This window comes from Desulfosarcina sp., assembly GCF_033791525.1.
GTDB lineage: Bacteria > Desulfobacterota > Desulfobacteria > Desulfobacterales > Desulfosarcinaceae > Desulfosarcina.
Window position 1 is genome coordinate 1 of the sequence record NZ_JASJGN010000102.1, and the last position, 19,372, is coordinate 19,372.

General features: G+C 51.7%; 15 protein-coding genes and 1 tRNA gene. 12 read left to right on the top strand and 4 right to left on the bottom strand.

What is annotated here, in order from left to right:
* Positions 1–1,414: FHA domain-containing protein (locus QNK41_RS04820; RefSeq protein WP_319254317.1), on the top strand; the 1,414-nt coding region annotated here is incomplete at its 5' end.
* Positions 1,415–1,661: 247 nt separating this feature from the next.
* Here the strand turns inward: QNK41_RS04820 and QNK41_RS04825 are convergent.
* The 3 genes from QNK41_RS04825 to QNK41_RS04835 form a co-directional block, all read right to left on the bottom strand.
* Complete coding sequence (locus QNK41_RS04825) at positions 1,662–2,609, bottom strand: FHA domain-containing protein (RefSeq protein WP_319254319.1); 948 nt, start codon at positions 2,607–2,609, stop codon at positions 1,662–1,664.
* Positions 2,610–2,729: 120 nt separating this feature from the next.
* Positions 2,730–4,358, bottom strand: coding sequence for a tetratricopeptide repeat protein (locus QNK41_RS04830; protein WP_319254321.1), 1,629 nt, complete (start codon positions 4,356–4,358; stop codon positions 2,730–2,732).
* Positions 4,359–4,365: 7 nt separating this feature from the next.
* Complete coding sequence (locus QNK41_RS04835; RefSeq protein WP_319254323.1) at positions 4,366–5,331, bottom strand: polysaccharide deacetylase family protein; 966 nt, start codon at positions 5,329–5,331, stop codon at positions 4,366–4,368.
* A gap of 494 nt (positions 5,332–5,825) precedes the next feature.
* Here QNK41_RS04835 and QNK41_RS04840 point away from each other — a divergent pair, with 494 nt between their 5' ends.
* From QNK41_RS04840 to QNK41_RS04870, 7 genes are all read left to right on the top strand, one after another.
* On the top strand, positions 5,826–6,704 hold the full coding sequence (locus tag QNK41_RS04840; RefSeq protein WP_319254325.1) for a hypothetical protein: 879 nt from the start codon (positions 5,826–5,828) through the stop codon (positions 6,702–6,704).
* Positions 6,705–6,748: 44 nt separating this feature from the next.
* Complete coding sequence (locus QNK41_RS04845) at positions 6,749–8,392, top strand: protein kinase domain-containing protein (RefSeq protein ID WP_319254327.1); 1,644 nt, start codon at positions 6,749–6,751, stop codon at positions 8,390–8,392.
* Between the two features lie 101 nt (positions 8,393–8,493).
* Positions 8,494–9,234, top strand: coding sequence for a Stp1/IreP family PP2C-type Ser/Thr phosphatase (locus tag QNK41_RS04850; RefSeq protein ID WP_319254328.1), 741 nt, complete (start codon positions 8,494–8,496; stop codon positions 9,232–9,234).
* 5 nt (positions 9,235–9,239) lie between these two features.
* A complete protein-coding gene (locus QNK41_RS04855) occupies positions 9,240–10,439 on the top strand; it encodes a serine/threonine-protein kinase (RefSeq protein WP_319254330.1) in 1,200 nt (399 codons plus the stop codon).
* A 22-nt stretch (positions 10,440–10,461) separates the two neighbouring features.
* Positions 10,462–12,435, top strand: a complete 1,974-nt coding sequence (locus tag QNK41_RS04860) for a tetratricopeptide repeat protein (protein ID WP_319254332.1) — start codon at positions 10,462–10,464, stop codon at positions 12,433–12,435.
* Between the two features lie 620 nt (positions 12,436–13,055).
* Positions 13,056–13,475 (top strand): PilZ domain-containing protein, encoded by a 420-nt coding sequence (locus tag QNK41_RS04865; protein WP_319254334.1) that lies wholly within the window; start codon positions 13,056–13,058, stop codon positions 13,473–13,475.
* 57 nt (positions 13,476–13,532) lie between these two features.
* Positions 13,533–14,381, top strand: coding sequence for an HDOD domain-containing protein (locus QNK41_RS04870; protein ID WP_319254336.1), 849 nt, complete (start codon positions 13,533–13,535; stop codon positions 14,379–14,381).
* Between the two features lie 595 nt (positions 14,382–14,976).
* Here QNK41_RS04870 and QNK41_RS04875 read toward each other — a convergent pair.
* A tRNA-Arg gene (locus QNK41_RS04875) sits at positions 14,977–15,053 on the bottom strand.
* A gap of 118 nt (positions 15,054–15,171) precedes the next feature.
* Here QNK41_RS04875 and QNK41_RS04880 point away from each other — a divergent pair.
* From QNK41_RS04880 to QNK41_RS04895, 4 genes are all read left to right on the top strand, one after another.
* The gene (locus QNK41_RS04880; RefSeq protein ID WP_319254338.1) at positions 15,172–16,116 is read left to right on the top strand and encodes an RNA polymerase factor sigma-32; all 945 of its coding nucleotides are present in this window, start codon (positions 15,172–15,174) and stop codon (positions 16,114–16,116) included.
* 103 nt (positions 16,117–16,219) lie between these two features.
* Positions 16,220–17,929, top strand: a complete 1,710-nt coding sequence (locus tag QNK41_RS04885; protein ID WP_319254340.1) for a tetratricopeptide repeat protein — start codon at positions 16,220–16,222, stop codon at positions 17,927–17,929.
* A 98-nt stretch (positions 17,930–18,027) separates the two neighbouring features.
* Positions 18,028–18,747 (top strand): hypothetical protein, encoded by a 720-nt coding sequence (locus tag QNK41_RS04890; RefSeq protein WP_319254342.1) that lies wholly within the window; start codon positions 18,028–18,030, stop codon positions 18,745–18,747.
* A 99-nt stretch (positions 18,748–18,846) separates the two neighbouring features.
* A partial coding sequence (locus QNK41_RS04895; RefSeq protein ID WP_319254344.1) for a P-loop NTPase occupies positions 18,847–19,372 on the top strand: 526 nt, incomplete at its 3' end.

A 19,372-nucleotide genomic window follows, 5' to 3' on the forward strand; every position in this document is an offset into this window, starting at 1 on the left:
TCATTCGGAATGTGCCCTCAGCATTCCAGACAGCGGGGTCAGCCGCAGACACGCTGACGTTTTCTGGAAAAATGGGCAGTGGTGGATCAAGGATCTAAACAGCGCCAACGGGGTCTTTGTCGACGGCCAGCGCATCGATCGGGTGACTCTTTTCGGAATTGGGCGAATTCAACTGGGGGCAGGGGGACCCACGCTTTTTTTCGATGTCGAAAGGCCTGCGGCGGTACCACCGGTTTACCAACCACCGACCCTCACACCGCAAGCAACAACCATATCAGCAAATCCAGCCTCGAGCGATCCAGCCAGCCTCGACCACTACAAGGACCACTATTTCGGCAAGACCCTGCGCCAAGGCGGTGGCGAGCACACCATGATGGTTCGCCGGGCTTTCGTCGAGGTGCAGAAAAAACAGCACCTGACATATGGCGCCATCATCGGTCTGGTGGTGCTGTTGCTGGTCGCTACCAGCGGCGTGGCCTGGTACAAGCACAGCCAGGTGGTCGAGCAGCGCACACTGGCCGCCGAGGTATTCTACACCATGCGGGCGCTGGAGATCGATCTGATCAAGCTGCGGGTGGAAGCCGAACAGCGAAAATCCATGGCGGCCAACAAACAGATCGACGCGGTCAACGACCAGAAGAAAAAGCTCGAACAAAGCTACGACCGTTATGTGGAGAGCCTGGGTGTCTACAGCAAGGGGCTGAGTGAACAGGAAACGATCATCATGCGCATGGCGCATCGATTCGGCGAGTGCGAGATCAACATGCCCGATGGATTTGTGGAAGAGGTCACCGGGTATATCGAAAACTGGCAGTCCAGCAAGCGGCTTTCGCGGGTCATTCGTCGAGCCAAGCGCCAAGGGTATATCCCCAAGATCCTCGAGGCGTTGGCCGATGAAGATCTTCCGGCCCAGTTTTTTTACCTGGCCGTCCAGGAAAGCAACCTCGATCACCAGGCCGTCGGGCCGCCCACCCGCTTTGGCATCGCCAAGGGCATGTGGCAGTTTATCCCCTCAACCGCTGAAAGATACGGACTTCGCATCGGCCCCCTCAAAGATGACGCTGTGGTGGACCTTTTGGACGAGCGCCATAATTTTGACAAATCCACCCGGGCGGCCGCCCGCTACCTCAGAGACATTTACACGACCGACGCCCAGGCGTCCGGTCTGCTGGTGATGGCCTCCTACAATTGGGGAGAGCGGCGGGTGGTCAAACTGATCCAGACCATGCCGGAAAATCCCCGGGAACGCAATTTCTGGCAATTGATATCCGCCTACCGGAATAAAGTGCCGGATGAAACTTACGATTACGTCTTCTCCATCTTCACCGCCGCTGTGATCGGCGAAAACCCCCGCTTGTTCGGTTTTGATTTTGACAACCCCCTGGTGATGGCAGACGCACCCAAAAACAGCTGATTTGATATCAGCATTTCTTACATTCATTTCATTGAACGATCTATTGGATGGCAAACGAGTCAGATGTTACATCCTACATCCCATATAGTATGCGTGTATGGCTAAAGATACAATATGTGGTAGTTGTGATTAGATTGCTGCGAATTTGGGACCGGCGTCAACAGGCACCGTATCAGACGGAAGGACCAGACAAAAGGTGGCGGTGATGATTAATAAATGGATTATATCTGCTGTTAATATGGACGGGTTAACTGAAGAAGTTTTTAAACAGCGACTTTGATTTTTTTTGCGGTACTGATGGCTCGCTATCTAATTCCTTAAGATCGGATCCGGCATCGGTCTTTTCCAAGGGCTCCGGCACCACATCTTGTATCTCCGCCAACCGGCCACCACCCAGAAACCTGAATTTGGGCCCCTTATCGGTCAGTGTCAGTTCCGCTCCCTGGGCGATTACCGATTGCGTTCCAACCGGACGGCCATTGATCGAGACCATTCCTCTTCCCGTCAAATCTTTTGCATAGTATTCGTTGTCGCTGAAAAATATCTGGATGTGTCGTCCGGCAAGGGCATCGTTGGCGATCACGAAGTCGCAAGCCGGATCGGTGCCGATGGTCACGGGAAGCAGGTTGTAGCTCTGAAGCGTCGGCCCGAATTGGATGACCAGTGGTGCATTGACGCTGATGACGGGGATTTCCAACCCGGGGCCTGCGGTCAAGCCGGGTTCAGGGATATGGGGGGGAGGCGTCGAAGGCACCGCTGACGGAGTCGCTGGCATGGGTGCCGGCATCTGCGGGTGCGCCGGTGAAACCGGCGACGGTGGCATCGGTTGAGCCGGTTGCGCCGACCGTGCATTCGCGATGGGTGTCTCGCCGGCTTCAATTTTGGTCAGGAAACTGGCTTTAGGACCATTTTCGGAAAAGGTGATCACATCGCCGTCCCTCAGGTACACGTCTGCGATTCGTTTTCCGTTGACGTAGGTGCCGTTGGTACTGGCGTCGATGATACGAAATCGGTTTCCTTGTCGATCAATACGGGCATGCCGCCTGGAAAGGGTAGTCAGGTCTTTATCAAACCTAACCTGGCACGAAGAGTGTCGGCCGATATGAACGGGAAATTGTGAAAAATCCTGGATCTGCCCTTTCAATGGGCCTTGGATGTGAACCAACTGGACGGTAATGTTCGGCACCTGGGGCATGTTGTCCCACCTGCATGTATCAGATCTTGGGTTGCGGTATTGCAGTGACCCTGTGGTAATCAAATAGAATCGACTATAGCCGACAAGGTATGGCTGATGTCAAGGGGTTTTCATTGGCCCTTATTGAGTCGTGCTTGTCTTAATCCTTTCCAGTCGGTCGTTCAGCAGGATAGCCTTCTTCAGATTCTGCTGAACATCCTTGTAATCGGGATCTACTGCCGTGACTTTTTCCCACGATAAAATAGCTTTTTTCAGTGCTTCCTGTCCAAAAAAAACTATACCTTCGTTGTAGTGGAATTCTTTGTATTCGGCCATGCTGTTCTCAATTAATCGTTTGCATTCACTGCAATCCGGTTGAATGGCGGCCGCTTTTTCAAAACCGGTTTTCGCAGCCAGATAATCCTGTTTGTTGTAAAGAACCAGGGCTTTTTGAAAAAGGGTCTGAAACAGCAAGCCTGTTGCTTTAGCATCATCCGGGTCTAGTGCCACGGCACGTTCGAGCATTAAGGTGGCTTTGTCGAACTGATTGTTCTGAAAAAGGGTTTCACCTTCTTTGGTCAGGGCTTCGGCTTCTAACGTGCGGCACTGGGCCAACAGATCCTGGCAGTCCCTGCAGTTGTCATCGTAATCAAGGGCTTTGATAAATGCGGTTTTGGCCGCATTGAGACGATTTTGAGCAAGGTGCGCTCTACCCGTTTCAACGTATGCCCGGGAGATATAGCCGATGGCTTCGCTGTCCTCCGGGGCGGCGCTGAGCACTTTTTGTAATTCAACGATAGCCTCGTCGTATTTATTTTCATTGAACAGGGCAATGCCCGTCTCACGATATTCCATCACCTGATCCACTGGCTCCGACGCTTGAGCTGAGTCAACCGGCGCCTCAGGTGCTTCGATGACGGGTTCCGATTCGGCGGCTTCCGGATAATATGGGGTTGCGGTTGCTGGTTCAGTGGACTTTTCCAATCGAGGGACTTTCACTTTCTGTCCCACCTTGATGCTGGCAGGGTCAGAGATGCCGTTATATTTGGCGATGACGTGGAACAATTGGTAATCGCCGTAATAAATCTGGGCAACCTTGGCCAGGCTTTCTCCCGGTTGGATCTGATGAACGGTGTATTCCTCTTCTACTGCGGGCGGTTGCGCTGCCAAACCGGTGCTGGCCCGATTCAGGTCATCGATGGTTACGCCGTCGATGACCGGCACCATGACCCGCTGACCGACCCGGACTTGGGTTGCGTTGGACATGTTATTGAAATTAGCGATATGGTGATATTTTTTATAGTCGCCATAGTATTTGAGCGCCAGCTTTGAAATGCTTTCCCCCGGGGCAATTTCATGGGTGATGAACGCTCTCTCACCCTCCGGCTGGCGTTGCTGAAGCATGGCGGCGGCTTTTTCATGATCCGGTCGGTATCGCAGTGTTTTCAGGAACTCTTTTTTGGCCAGATCCCATTTGCCTTTGTTCCTGAAGCGGATGCCCGCCCGGTAGTGGGTCTCAGCCAGGGCATTCAACTCGTTTTCAAGGCGGTTGATCCCATCGGTGATGACCGGTTCGCCGGGGTCAATGGTCTGAGCCAGTTTATACTGCTCCAAGGCCTCTACCAGATTCCCCTGACTTTCATAGGCCTGGGCTTGCTGGATATACGCCTTGGCCTGCTTGTCCATTTCCCGGGGAGACTGGGATGCCTGGCAACCGCAAAGGACTACCAGTAAAAACCCCAAGCCGGCACATACGTTTTTGTGTTTCATGGCATACTCACTTTAACGGGTAATTATAAAAAGTTTTCAAACGGGAGGCAAAACGATCCATATCCCGCTTTAAAATCTGGTCTCGCTTGATCATAAAGGGGTCGGTGAAAAACGGATTGCTACCCCGGTCTACGGTAACAGCCATTTTATACCCGGCCTGCCGTGTCAACGATGCGACCGTTTGGTTCAGCCTGCCGAAAGGGTAGGAAAAAATGATAGTATCCTGACCGAGCTTTTCATCGAGGATCTGCTTGGAACGGAATATCTCCCTTTTCAGTCGGGCCATGTAGGTTATTTTATCCTCATCTTTTTTCTTTTTGGAGAGGTCACTGTGGGCAATTGAATGAGAGCCGATGGTAAATCCCTCCCGCTTCAACTCCCGTAACTGATCCCAGGTGATGGCCTGGCGGGAAACACCCACGTAGTCGATGTATATAAATAGGGTGGCCGTGAAGCCGTATTTTTTCAGAATGGGGTATGCCACATCATAGGTGGAGCGATAGCCATCATCCACGGAAATTATGACTGCATTTTTGGGAATCGGTTTGCGGTAGTCCAAAAATTCGACCAACGCTTCCGGACCGATCACCCGGTAGCCGTTTTCCTTTAGATACCGAACCTGCTGTTCAAAGATTTCCGAAGGCATGCACAGGGGCGAATCGCAGGACGGCGCAAACCGGTGATAACACAATATCGGAACGGTCTGGTATCCCTTGTCGGTGATCCCGGCACGGTTCTGTATGACCAGGGGAATTACTGCGAAACGGCCAACCCGAAACGTTTCTTTTGGATTGGCATCTTCCACCATCCAGGCCAACCGTGCTTCTCCCAGATATTTTTTGGCCAGTATTTCCGGTGTTTCACCGGGCTTGAGACGATGTAGAATCCGTTCATCCGAACGGTATGTTTCGGGCCGTGAAAGCGAAGGGATGACGCTTGGGCCGGCACAGCCCGAGAAAGCGGTTATAGACATTAGAGACAGGAGGAAACCGGCAGATAGAAGTTTCGAACGTGAGCCAGCCAGGGACATGGTGATAACTCCGCTAACAACTGAGAAAAGCCGCGAGAACCAGTACCGTGTTAGAATTAGGACTCACGCTTGCTCTATCTTTCAAGAAAATCCTTAACTTATCTATCATAGCAGCTTTTTAAATTCAATAGCCGCTGCCCGTTCATATTTGCCGATATTGAACCCACCAAGGGTCAGTTTTAGCCGCGCAAAATAGATGCAGGGCGGTTATAATGATCAAGTTCGTTCCGTGTCATGTGCCTGATCAATGCACAGCGTTAAAAGGAGATGTTCCTTGACAATCCACTGGTATCATAATAATTTTGTGCATATTTAAAGGATTGGCAGGCGGTGGAATGGTTACCTGTCAAGGCTTTTGGCGGGTCAGCATTTACAGACCCTGAAACGCCGTGTAGGATGCACACGCGCATTGCCCCCAGACCCGGAGGATAGCTGACGTGAAGCCTGACAACACGCCTGGACGGATAAAAAAGACCCGCTGGTTTACCTGCCTGGTAATCTGGTGGGTGGCGGCCGTCTTCTTTTACCTGTTCATAGCCGCCCATGACAATAACCGGGTGGGTCGCGTGACGGCTGCAGGAATTAAAATAATCCTGGTAAACGCCGAACAGGCCGGTCTGCCGCTGCTTGAACAGAACGTCCAAGCCCTGACTCGTCTGACGCAGGATACCCTCAGGGTGAAGGGGGTGGTCAATGTTTCCATCATCGATCACAAAAATAAAATTATCGCTTTCACCAATCCTGATCAGCTGCTGTCGATGTCCTCAAACGCTTTACAGCAGAAAGATGGAGTCAGCTATTGGCCCCTTATACTTGATGACGGCACCCGGACGGTATGCTTTTCATCCGACATTATTTATGCCGGCACCAAAATCGGCGAAATCTTTCTGGCCATGGACGCCAGCGGTCCTTCCGGTCTGACCACGGCGTTTTTTCTGGCGGCGCTGGTTAGTTTCCTGCTAATTGTATTCGTCTTGCTGGTTCTTGATTTCCATGGGGTGCACGCGTTGAGGGCAGCCATGGGAGTGAAAATCCGGGCCTGGGCCGCCGGTGAAGAAAAGTCGCGCGATGATCGAGAAATGATATGTCCGGTATGCGGCAGCCACAAGCCGCTGTCCCGATCATTTATGCTTCGGGCCGACCTGAACCGCTTTCCGGTTGTTCGGTCGGCACAAAAAGGAAATGAGACGGCGCAATTTTTGCATGCCAAAGGGGTCAATCTTCGTGAAATTTCACGCCGTGACGATTTGGGATGGTTCCGGCGTGAGATGATCCACCGATGTGCAGACATTATTAAGAAGCTGTCCGGTGATTGAGGTGCGCTTTAAAAAGAACGCGCCGGACGGCAGGGAGAATGCGCATGGCCGCCAGTGAAAAAGCGTCAATAACAATGATGTGGATGAAGCAGTTGTCCACCACAACCATCAATTCAGTTACCGGAAAGGTAAAGGCTTTTATGTCCGGATCCCCGATCAAGCGGCATGTTGCCGTTGGTGTGGCCGCCTGGATGATCCTCAATCTGATTGTTTTTTTCATCCTTCAGGGGAAAATTGACAACGCTGAAAAAACATTTTTCAACAAGGGCGTCGATGTGGCCCTTGGCCTTTCAGATAAGAGTGGTTCGCCGATTCTATCCACTGATATCCTCTCTTTGAACGTGGCCATCGGTGAGGTGATGGAGAACCCGGATATCAGATATGCCGCCATTCTGGATCATCAGGACACCATCCTTGCCCATTCCAATCCAACTCAAATCAACCTGAAACTGAAACCCGCAGCTTTGGAAACCGAGCTTGACATCATCAATGGCGTACGAGTCACTTCGGGCAAGGTCGATGGCCAGACACAGGTCCTGATCTTTGATAACGAGGTTACCTATTCCGGTGTTAAAATCGGAAAGGTATCCATTGGCTGGGGGGCTCAGAAGCTGGCAGCATCTGTGAAAGCCTACCACATGTACGTGATGTTGTCCCTGGTTTTCAGTCTGGCAGCCACTGCCTGCATACTTTTTTTACTGGAGCGAACCCTAAAGAAACGAATGATGGCAAGGCAAAAAGCCATGGAGGGCATGACGCGGATTGGGCCATATCTCTTAACCCAAAAGATTGCTCAGGGGGGGATGGCTGAACTGTACCTGGCCGATTATCTTCGGGAAGACGGTTTCCGAAAGACGGTCGCCGTTAAAAAGGTATTGCCTCACCTGGCAGACAATCGTGACTTCATCGATATGTTTATCAGGGAAGCCCGACTGGCAGCACTCCTGCAACACCCCAATGTGGTGCAAATAGCCGATTTTGGGAAAATCCAGAACGCCTATTTCATTGCCATGGAATACGTGAAAGGAAAGAACCTGGCCGAGATCATGGGGTTCATAAAAAAGGGGTTGCCGGTGGATATGGCGGTGTCTCTGATTTTAAAGATCAGCAATGGTCTGCATTACTCCCACACGCGCAAGGATGACAAGACCGGTAAACCGCTCAATATTATCCACCGGGACATCAGCCCTCAGAACATCTTGATCTCCCTGAATGGCGAGGTCAAACTCAGCGATTTCGGTATTTCCAAGGCCACGTCGGAACCTTCGCTAACCCAGGCGGGTGTGATTAAAGGGAAGCTTTCCTATTTGTCCCCTGAGCAGGCCATGGGGCAGGAGGTGAACCACCAGATTGACATCTATGCCCTCGGTCTGGTCTTCTATGAAATCCTTTCAGGCAGCCGCCTCTATCGATTCGCCAACGACATTGAAGCCATCCGCACCATCCCAAAGATGACCATTCCACCGATCATTACCAACAGGCCGGACATCCCCCAGGGGTTGAACGATATCGTTATGAAGTGCCTGGAGAAATCAACCGTCAATCGGTATCAGACTGCCCTGGAACTGAACAACGATCTGTTGAAATTAAAGAACCACCTGGGAATTACCTATGATGCCTCGGACCTGGCGCTGTTTATGCGGGCCAACTTTGAAATACCGGAATCGGAGCCGGAGCCGGCTGCCTGATCTCAGACGTACATAATCGAAAAGGGGCGAGGCTCGCTGGCAGCGGGATCCTTGCTGAGGGATTGTTAAACAACCGATAGGATGCGAAAGGCAGGGCTCAGGTGTCACAGGAATTGTCGATCATCAATTACCACGGTGCCACGGACGTGGGAAATGTCCGCACCAACAATGAGGATGTATTTTATATCTGTGAAGCATGCCATTACTGTCTGGTTGCCGATGGCATGGGAGGGGCTGCCGCCGGGGAGGTGGCCAGTCAAATATTTACCGACACGGCCAAAGCGGTGTTTACCGGCCACGACGGTTTGTCCGAAGAGAACACCATCGCCCGGGTGCAGACCACCTTCAAGCTAGCCAACGACAAAATTCTCAAGCACGTCGGCCGCAATCCCCACGATCAGGGCATGGGTTGTACCGCTGATTTGTTGGCTTTTTCTCAGGACAGCTTCATTATCGGCCATGTGGGTGATTCAAGAACCTACCGGCTAAAAAACAGCACACTTAAACAGCTAACCAAAGACCACTCACTGGTTCAAGAGCAGCTGGATCAAGGTCTGATCAGTCCGGAGGAAGCCCGGCGGCACGCCATGCGCAACGTGATCCTCAGAGCTGTCGGGGTTAACGCTACCGTTGCCCTCGATATTCTGAAGGGGAAGAAAAATCCAGGAGATCTTTTCCTTCTTTGCAGCGACGGGCTTACCGATATGGTCGGCGATCCCGCAGTTTTCTCTGCGTTATGTGCTGATGGAAACCTGAGTGAAAAGTCAGCAGCCTTGATACAACTGGCCAAACAGGCTGGCGGAAAAGACAATGTGACCGTTGTATTGTCCGCCGTTGTTTGAAGATAATGAAATACGGACGTTATAAAGTTGTTAACGAGCTGGGACGCGGTACCATGGGCGTGGTCTACAAGGCACACGACCCGCAGATCGACCGCATGGTAGCCCTGAAGGTGCTCCGACCAGACCGGGTTGTCAGCCAGGACTTCGTCCTCCGGTTTCTCCGTGAGGCCAAGGCCATTGGCCGAATATCCCACCCCAACATCGTTACCGTATACGATGTGGGACAGGACCATGGAACGATCTACATTGCCATGGAATACCTTGAGGGACGCCCGCTGAATGAAGTGATCAAGGACAGGACCGTGCCGGTGGATGAAACCGTTGGGATGTGCGTCCAGGTGGCAGAGGCCCTGGAATACGCCCACCGCCAGGGGATAATCCATCGGGATATTAAACCTTCCAATATCATCCTCACGCCGGACAACCGGATCAAGCTGACCGACTTTGGTATTGCACGCATCGAAGATCCCGATGCAGCACAACAGACCCAGGCCGGAGATATTCTTGGTACGCCAGTATACATGGCCCCCGAGCAGGTCATGGGGCAGAAAGCAGATGGCAGAACGGACCTGTATGCGCTGGGGGTGATCGCCTATGAGATGGTGGTGGGCAAGCGTCCATTCGGCGGCGGGAATATCGCTGCCATTTTCCGGTCCATCACCCATGAGCCACCGGAGAATCCGATGACCATGGGCAGCCTTGACAACCGGGAACTGGCTGATCTCATTTTGAAGAGTCTCTCCAAAGATCCTGCCAACCGTTTTCAAACTGGAGAAGCGATGGCGACTGCGCTGAAACGGTGCCTGGATACCTCGGCCCACCCCTTCCCCGAACTGGCCATGCCCCGTCAGCGAACGAGCTTGTTCGCAAAAATGAGGTTGGCTGTTGCGATCTTCTGCCTGTGTCTGGTTGCCGGTATCGTTGGCTACACCATGATCCGCAGGCCCGCCGTCGAATCCAACCATGGCGATTCTGCGGCAGTACCGGTCCCTTCGTCCATACTCAATGTCACCAGCACTCCGGGTGGCGCCCAGGTTTTCGTGGATTCCATCTTCAAAGGAACCACTCCGGTGGATGTCCCATTGGTACCGGGTCTATATGAAGTTAGATTGAACTTGCCGGACTACTATGAATGGGAGGCCCAACTAGAGATCGGCCAAGATCAACCGGCGCCCCTGAACGTGCGGCTGGTATCTATAAATTAGTTTTATCACAGGAGGACTTACCATGAAGGTCAACCCAATCTTTGTCGGGCTGTTGATGGTGGCCGTTATCGCTGTGGGGCTGCTTCCCGGGATCGGTCATGGTGCCTTGCAAAGCGGCAGTCAGGTGCCGGTGTTCACGTTGAAAGACGTCAATGGTAAGGCCTATCCCCTGTCTGGCATGAAGAACAGGGCCATGACGATTTTATATTTCTTCGACACCGATTCCCGGCCAAGCATCGAAGGGCTCCTGAGCCTTGACCAGTTGGCCAAGCAATACCGGGACGCCGACCTCACCGTCTGGGCCATCACCCGATCTTCGAAGCAAAAGGTTGCCGCCTTCAATACCAGCACGCAAACGGTTTTCCCCGTCCTGCTGGACACTGCCGGCGTAAGTGACATGTATGATGCGCAGCGGGTTCTGCCCACGGTCTGTATCATCGGCCCGGAACTAAAAATGCTTGACCTGTTTCAAGGCGGTGGAAAAACCACCCAGGTCATGCTGGTCAGACTGGCTGAACGAAACTTGCAGCGTAAAAAACCTGAAGTGGCCAGGGCCATCACCGAGACGGTGGAAAAAAGCGATCCGGGAAATGCCCAGGCCCGGACGGTTAAGGGCTATGCGGCCATCCAGGAAGGCAAGTTGGACGAAGCGGAGCAGATCTTCTACACCCTCAGCAAGGAACAGGGAAATAACGCTGTATTAGGAAAAGAGGGACTTGCCCAGGTTTATCAAAAGAAGGGGCAGACGGAAAAATCATACCAACTGGCCAAAGAGGTGGCCGACCAGGCCGGAGACCGGCCCCTGGCATATGTGATTAAGGGGGATCAGCTTTACCAGCAGAACGACAAGAAAAGTGCAGCGTCTGCCTACCGTGAAGGTACGCAAAAACAAGGGGGGGCTCCTTTTCAGCGGGCGGTGGCATACAACCAATTGGGTCGCCTTTACGCCCAGCGGGGAGATTTCGCCAAATCCCGGGAGCTTTATGATCAGGCCGTCAGCATCGATCCTTATTACATCGAGGCCACTTCCAACAAAGGTTTGAGCTACGAGCAGGAAGGCCGGTGGGACAAAGCCCTTGAGGCCTACCGCCAGGCGGAGGCCATAGATAAAAATGATCCGTTTGTTCGGCCCCTGGCTGAAAATGCCATGCGAATGCTCATGATTAAAAAGGATGAGATGAAGCAACAAGAGTTGGCGGCTGCGATTAAAAAAATAGTTGAGCGGTACCGACAGAACCAATTTGACCCTATGCCCGTTGACGATCCCTGGACCTCCCGGCCAACCCGTGTGGCCTTTTTCGATATCTCCGAATCCGGTGGGCTTTCCCAGCGGGCGGGTTTTGCAGGACTGCTCAAAGATTATCTGGCCAGACAGATGGGCGCCTCCGGCAGGGTTCTGGTGGTAGACAGTCTGATTGTCGACGGAGTGATTGAAGCACTGAAACTCGACCGCACCTCGCTTGCTGAGGATGACGTCCGCTTACGACTCAGTCGGGCCATGCTGGCTTCATTGATGATCAAGGGGTCGGTTTACCAGCTGCCTTCGGGACCTTTGTGCAACCTGAAGATTCTTACCTCGGAAGATGCACGGTCAATCGAAATGATCGACTATCAATTTACGGCAGGCATTCATCTGCGAAAGGATCTGAACCAAATCAACCGCCAACTGCTGACACGCATTATGGAAAAATTTCCGCTCCAGGCGTTTGTCGTGGAGGTTACCGGAAATCAGGTGCTGCTAAATCTTGGGTCGCTCCAGGGGGTAGTGGAAGGCACCATTTTCGATGTTGTGGAGGAAAAACCGCCAATAACCTATAAAGGGAAACAGTTCATTCCTGAACCCGGCATCGTGGCCAAGGTTAACGTGGTTCGCAGCGATGATGATTTCAGCTACGGGCACATCAAGGATCAACGACGCCCCTTAAAGCCAGACGACAAACTAAGGGAGAATTTAAATGCCCTGGAACCCAACAATCAGGGTTCTCGAATCTGGTAGGCAGGCGGCAGCTCTATTGCAAGTGTGCCTTACCAGTCGGCGTTGAAGTAACCTCCCGTCAGCCGGAGCGGTTTCAATGGTTGACGGAGTCGTAAAAAGTCCGATATCTGCGTTACGCTTCAACCTTCGTCACTGCGGCGTACCGTAAGTACGCCTCATTCCTTAAGGATTTGCAAGCCTTGATCTCGGGCTTTTTACGAATCCGTCGGAAATGCGACTTCTTACGAGTTCATCGTTGGCTTCCGCTTGTGACGGATCAGGCATCAAAAAATCGTCGGTCCCGCCAATTTATTGTTCAAAAACATGAGCGCGTGCATGCCCGACTGTTTGCCACGGGGGGGACGAGCGAACGGATCGGTGATCGCCGTCATGCATTTTCAAATCACGTTGCCGGCGGGCAGATCCATCCTTTAGAATTGCAACAGAAGGGCTTCGACTGAATATGACCCTCAACAAAAAACCCAATCGTGTGCGGTTGGCGCATCAAGTCAAACGGTTTTTCAGTCTCAACTGACGCTGAATGCGCTGTTTTATTTTTCTGGCAAACTCCTTGCATTTATATTCGATCATCAAGCCCAATTCATTCGAAACCAATAACCGATTATTTCCAGGGAGAAACCATGGTTGAACGGCGAAAGCATAAACGTTATTCCATGCCTCGTGGCACATTTGTGATTTTGAGGAATAAATTTGACCCATTGCGCAATCATACGAATATGAGCATCGGAGAGATTGCCATGGTGCTTTATAAATCCGAACCGGAAGTCATGGGACAGGTGACAAACCTGAGCGTTGGAGGAATCGCTTTTGGCTGCAATACAAATGGCTTATCTATCGTCAAAAATATCCAACTCGACCTATTGATGACTGAGCGAGGCATCTATGTGCACGACATTCCCTATGCCGTCGTTCCGATCAGGACAAAAGGCAAAAGTAAGAAAAAGACTGCGGAATGCAGAACAAACGCCTTGCGCTTCAAGCACCTCGACGCTGAAAAAAAAGGCCAGCTTCGGGAATTGTTGGCTCACCGTGTCGGTTGATCAATTGCAATGGGCTTTCAATCTGGAATTCTGCCGAAGAAAGCGGAGAAATATACGATGTCCACGGTTGAGTCTATCATCGAAGCGGTCGATCATTTAAAACCGGTATCGGATGTTGCTGGAAAAGTCATGGCCCTTTTGGACGATCCGGATTGCGGTATGTCCGATCTGTCCGACATCATCCGCCACGAACCGGCATTAACGGCAAATGTGTTGAAACTGGCCAACTCCTCTTATTTCGGCTTGCCGGGTAAAATTAACGACGCCAAGCAGGCAGTTGTCTATCTTGGCATGACCCAGGTAGTCGACCTGGTCCTTTTGATCTGTTGCTCTGAGAGTTTCAGCGGATCGCATGGTGGATACGGATTAAACGCCGGAGAACTTTGGAAAAATGCTGTTGCCGCCGCGATTTTGGCCAATGACCTGGCAGAGATAAAAGGGTTGAAACAGACCAGTCTCTTCTTTTCGGGTGCCTTGCTGCGGGACATCGGCAAGGTTGTAATTGATCAGCATGTGAAATCGGCAATTGAGCCGATCTTGAACCGTGTAAAAAACCAGGCCATTACTTTCAGGGAGGCGGAGCGCCAGGTCCTGGGTTTCGACCATTGCCAGGTTGGAGCCATGGTGGCGAAAAACTGGCATTTTCCGACAGCGCTTCAATGCATCATCCGCTATTCCCATGCGCCATTAGAAGCAAAGGGGTGCTTTCAGGAAGCTGCAATCGTCTATATGGCGGATGCCATGTGCCGTGAAATGGAGATCGGTCTGGGGGTCGATGACCCGTCTTACCCTGAAGATGATCGGGTCGCCCGATCAGTCGGTCTGCATCCACCTCAGATCCAAGGGGTTATTGATGGTTTTGGCAGAAAAATGGACCGCGTCAATTTGCTTTTTACGAATCAGTGACCGCCGACGGTCCGGATTGATAACATGCGGGACAGGCACGTTTAGGGTCACATCTCCTGTGGCTCTTTTTTACTATCGCTGAAAGTACTTAAAAAAATAAGGATAGATCGATCCAATAATCCCATCTTGCGGTCCAACACTGGACCTGGCAATTCTGAACGCCTCAATGTAATGCCGCTGGTTGCGATACCGCCGTGGCCTCACCATCGTCCCTCAGGGGCAGAGCACCCCACTTTCCTATGAATATGCTGCCAGTGACAATGCTGTTGATGATGGTGTATATAATAGAGTTAGATGCTATTACAATTAAGTAAAGCCTACGGTATCTATTCGTAAAAAAAGCGAATACGAGTAAATAGGTCATTGGTAAGGTTAGCCTGACAGGGTTGGAAAAGGCCATTTTCAACCCGCATTGATCAGGTTGAGATTGTGAAAATTATAAAACGATGTTATTAATCAAAGGTTATACCGATCGGCCCAATATACGTATTGCGTATGAATGGCAGTTCAGGAATTGGCAGGATGCTGATAAAAAAAATAAGCCTTCCAGATTTAGTCTCAAAGGCTTATGGATGCTATATAAATTTGTGATAGGTGGCGCGCCTGGCAGGACTCGAACCTGCGGCCTACGGATTAGAAGTCCGTTGCTCTATCCAGCTGAGCTACAGGCGCTTAAACAGACGCACCCGTAACATAACGGTAACGTCTTGTCCACACGAAAAACAGGCCTGGCAATGGTTGACGGTAATCGTTGCCGAACTTTCAAAATAGCAAACACCCGGGTAGGGGAATGAAAAAGGCAAAAATAAAAAAAGCGAAACCATCAGCGAATAAGAATGCCTATCGGCCAGGCGGGCGGACCAGTGACAAAGCCGTTGTTAAATACGATCCGCTTCAACGCTACCTTTCGGAGATCAGCCGTTACAACCTGCTGACCCGGGAGGAAGAGGTCTCGTTGGGCAAACTGGTGCAGGAGCAGGGTGACCAGGAGGCCGCTTACCGCCTGGTTACTTCGAACCTGCGGTTGGTGGTGAAAATTGCGTTGGAATTTCAGCGGGTTTGGATGCAGAATCTGCTGGACCTGATTCAAGAGGGCAATATCGGCCTTATGCAGGCGGTGAAAAAATTTGACCCGTATAAGAACGTCAAGTTTTCCTACTACGCCTCCTTCTGGATCAAGGCATATATCCTAAAATTTATCATGGATAATTGGCGTCTGGTTAAGATCGGTACCACTCAGGGCCAGCGAAAACTCTTTTTTAAGTTGAAAAAAGAGAAGCAGAAACTCATCGATGAGGGCTTTGACCCCAAACCGAAACTGCTCTCCCAGCGATTAGGCGTTTCCGAACGTGAAATTGTGGACATGGACCAGCGCCTGGACGGTTGGGACATCTCTTTAGATGCGCCACTCAAGGAGGATTCCGATACCGAGCGAATCGAATTTATGAGCACGGAATCAGAATCGGCTGAAGATACGGTGGCAAAAAAGGAGATGTCGTCACTACTTAATGAAAAAATCGCCGAATTCAGAACCCAGATGACCGACCGGGAATTGGAGATATTTGACAAGCGGATCTTTTCCGACAGCCCGGTGACGCTGCAGGAGATCGGCGACAAATATGGTATATCCCGTGAGCGGGTGAGGCAGGTCGAAAAAAATGTGGTCAAGAAGATGAGGGACTATTTCAAAAAGGAAATTCCCGATTTCGAGACTTACACCGAGGGTGTCTCCTGATCGCACCGCCTGACACCGTGTGTTTGCCTGTTTCAGATACATGTTATTGGCCAAGCGATGCGGCATTCCGCTTGGCCATGTTTATTGGTTGGAAGAATATTAAATGAAAAAACTGGGCATTAGGTACATTTTTTTAATTCTTTTCATGATTTATTTTGCCGGGTGTGGCCTGAAGGGCTTGGGGTCGCGCGGTCCGAGTTGGGCGCGCTTGCCGGACACTCGGGTTCAGCCGGTCAACGCCTATTATCTTTTTTCCGAGGCTCATCTGGCTATTAAAAAAGGCAATGTGGATCGTGCCGTTGAACTCTTGCAGCAAGCCCTGGTGAAGGATCCGGAGTCGATATATCTGAAGCGTGAACTCGCCGGTTTCTGGCTGATGAAAAAAGACACGACAGCTGCCATTCAGCTTTTAGACGAAATTCTGGTCAACCATCCCGATGATGTCGATACGTTGATCCTGGCTGGACGAATTCATCAGAACATCAACCAGCCTGCAGCGGCCATGGATGCCTTCTCACGGGTAATTGCCCTGGATCCATCCCAGCAGAATATCTATCTCCAGTTGGGCAGCATGTACATGGATCAGGAACAATGGGAGCAGGCCGAACAGGTATATGAACAGCTCGTAAAAAACTTTCCGGGATCCTACGCAGGCTATTTTTTTCTGGGCCGGATTAACGCAATCAAGGGTGATCGGAAAAGCGCCCAGGCCTATTTTGAAAAAACATTGGCTCTGGAGCCTGAACTGGTGGAATCTCGCTTTGAACTGGGGGCTTTGTATGAAAGCGATAAAAAATATAAAAAGGCCGCGTCGATATATAACGATATCCTGAGACAGAATCCCAGCAATTTCCAGGCAAGCATGGCGTTGGGCCATGCCTACTATCAACAGGGCTTGAAGACGAAAGCCCAAAAAATATTCACTTCTTTGGGGAGGATGAGTCAGGAAGATCAGGAGATCGTCCGCATCCTGGTGAGAAACTACCTGGATGCCCGGGATTTTGATGCGGCAATTATTATTATCCAAGGCATGATCAAGGGGGCGCCGGACCACTCGGACCTCAACTATCTTGCAGGCGTGGCCCTGGACGGCATGGGAAAAAAGAAGGCGGCCATCGACCAGTTAAAGCGGGTGGCGTCGGACTCGCGTTTTTTTCAGAACGCAGCGGTTCATGCCGCCCTGCTCTACCAGGAAATGGAGCAACTCCAGGCAGCCATTGATTTCCTCTTGGAAACGATCAAAAAAGATCCGAAAAACTATGAGTTCCGTCTCTATCTGGGATCGTTTTACGAACAGATGGAGGCATACGAAAAGGCCGAAAAGGCCCTTAAAGACGGACTTGCCCTGGATCCTGAAAATTCTCGCCTTTATTTCCGCTTGGGTGTGGTTTACGACAAATGGGGAAAGAAGGAAGACTCCATTGCCGCCATGAAGCAGGTTATCCGTTTCGAGCCGGACAATGCCAATGCGCTCAATTATCTGGGATACACCTATACCGATATGGGTATCAATCTGGATGAAGCGGAGCAACTGATTCGCAAAGCGCTCGAACAAAAGCCCGGTGACGGGTACATTACCGACAGCCTCGCCTGGGTCTACTATAAGCGGGGGGAATACGAAAAGGCCCTGCCGCTATTGGAGCAGGCCACCAGCCTTGTCCCGGATGACCCCATCATTATGGAGCACCTGGGAGATGTTTACAATAAGCTCGGCTTGTCTGAAAAAGCCCTGCAAAGCTACCGCCAATCCATTGAAAACGGCCATACAGACAAAGCGGCCGTAGAGAAGAAAATCCGGCTGCTGGAACCATGATCACTGCGTTTGCCCGCCTTCTTTATCGGTCCTCATTTGATCGAGCTCCTTCCATGGTAAGGATAGGGTCTGCAATTATCCTTATTCTGGCGGCAGGGTTGCCAAGCGCCTGCACGCGCTTTTCCCCACCGGATATCCAACGGGATATGGCGGCCGAGCAGATGGTCGCCGGGTTGAGGCTAACCAACGCCGATCTGACCCGATTCAAATGTGTGGGAAAAATAATCCTGTCCGGCCCCAATCAACCGGCACAAACCTTTCGCGCGGCCTTGGCCGGCCAGCTGACCGACCGTCTGCGGATCGATATGTTCGCTCCCTTCGGTGGATCGGCCGGTACCGTTTCCAGTGACGGAAAACATCTCTTCCTTGTCATGCACCCATCCCGTGAATATTATAAAAGACGTTTTGGCAGCGGCAGCCTTGAGCCAGTGATTAAAATAAACGTTACCGTGGGTGATCTGCTGGAATTGCTGGTGGGTCGAATCCCCATGGATACTGAATTGTTGCCCCGGCTGGGGGTAGACGAGAATGAGGTGCAACCCCACCTGGTACTGGTTGATCGGTGGGGCAGGACCCATCAGCGAGTCACCGTTGATGATTCGATGCATCCGGTGGCGTCGGAATGGTTCGACGGCCATCAGAAGCCGGTCTATTCCCTGACGGTTAGCGGGACGCAGATCATCGATGGATTTGTTCTGCCCAAGCGAATCGATTTATCCGGCGCATCCGGAGAACGGGTTACGGTAATTCTGGACCGCTATGAGGCCAATGCCCGCTTCGATGATAGCCTGTTTGTTCCGGCTCCACCGCCATCATGAGGCTGCCCTTGCGCTTTGCAGTGGATGCCACGCCTGGGAAACCAGGCCGGCATCTGCGTTCGGCCGGATTCGAATTTCAACAGAAAGAAGAGAAAACCCATGAGTGTTAAACAATCCAAAAACGGCGGTTGCGGTGGTGGCAGTTGCGGCAGCCACGGGGCGCCGGATCCACAGGATCAGAACATCGGCAACGCGCTATCAAAAATTAAAAACAAACTCATTGTCATGAGCGGCAAAGGCGGGGTGGGAAAATCCAGTTTCGCCACCAACCTGGCCGTGATCCTGGCCGGCAAAGGCTTTTCCACCGGCCTGCTGGACGTCGATCTGCATGGGCCCAGCATTGCCGGCATGCTGGGCATCAAGGGGCTTTTAGATGTGACCGAAGACCAGCAGGTGGTTCCCAAAATCGTGGGCGACCGTTTAAAGGTGGTTTCCATGCAGTCATTTATGAAAGATCCCGATCAGGCGGTCATCTGGCGGGGACCCGCCAAGACCGGAATCATCCGGCAGTTCATCGCCGATGTGAGCTGGGAGACTCTGGATTTCCTCATCGTCGATTCCCCGCCGGGTACCGGTGACGAGCCATTGAGCGTCGCCCAAACCATTACCGGCGCCAAGGCCGTGA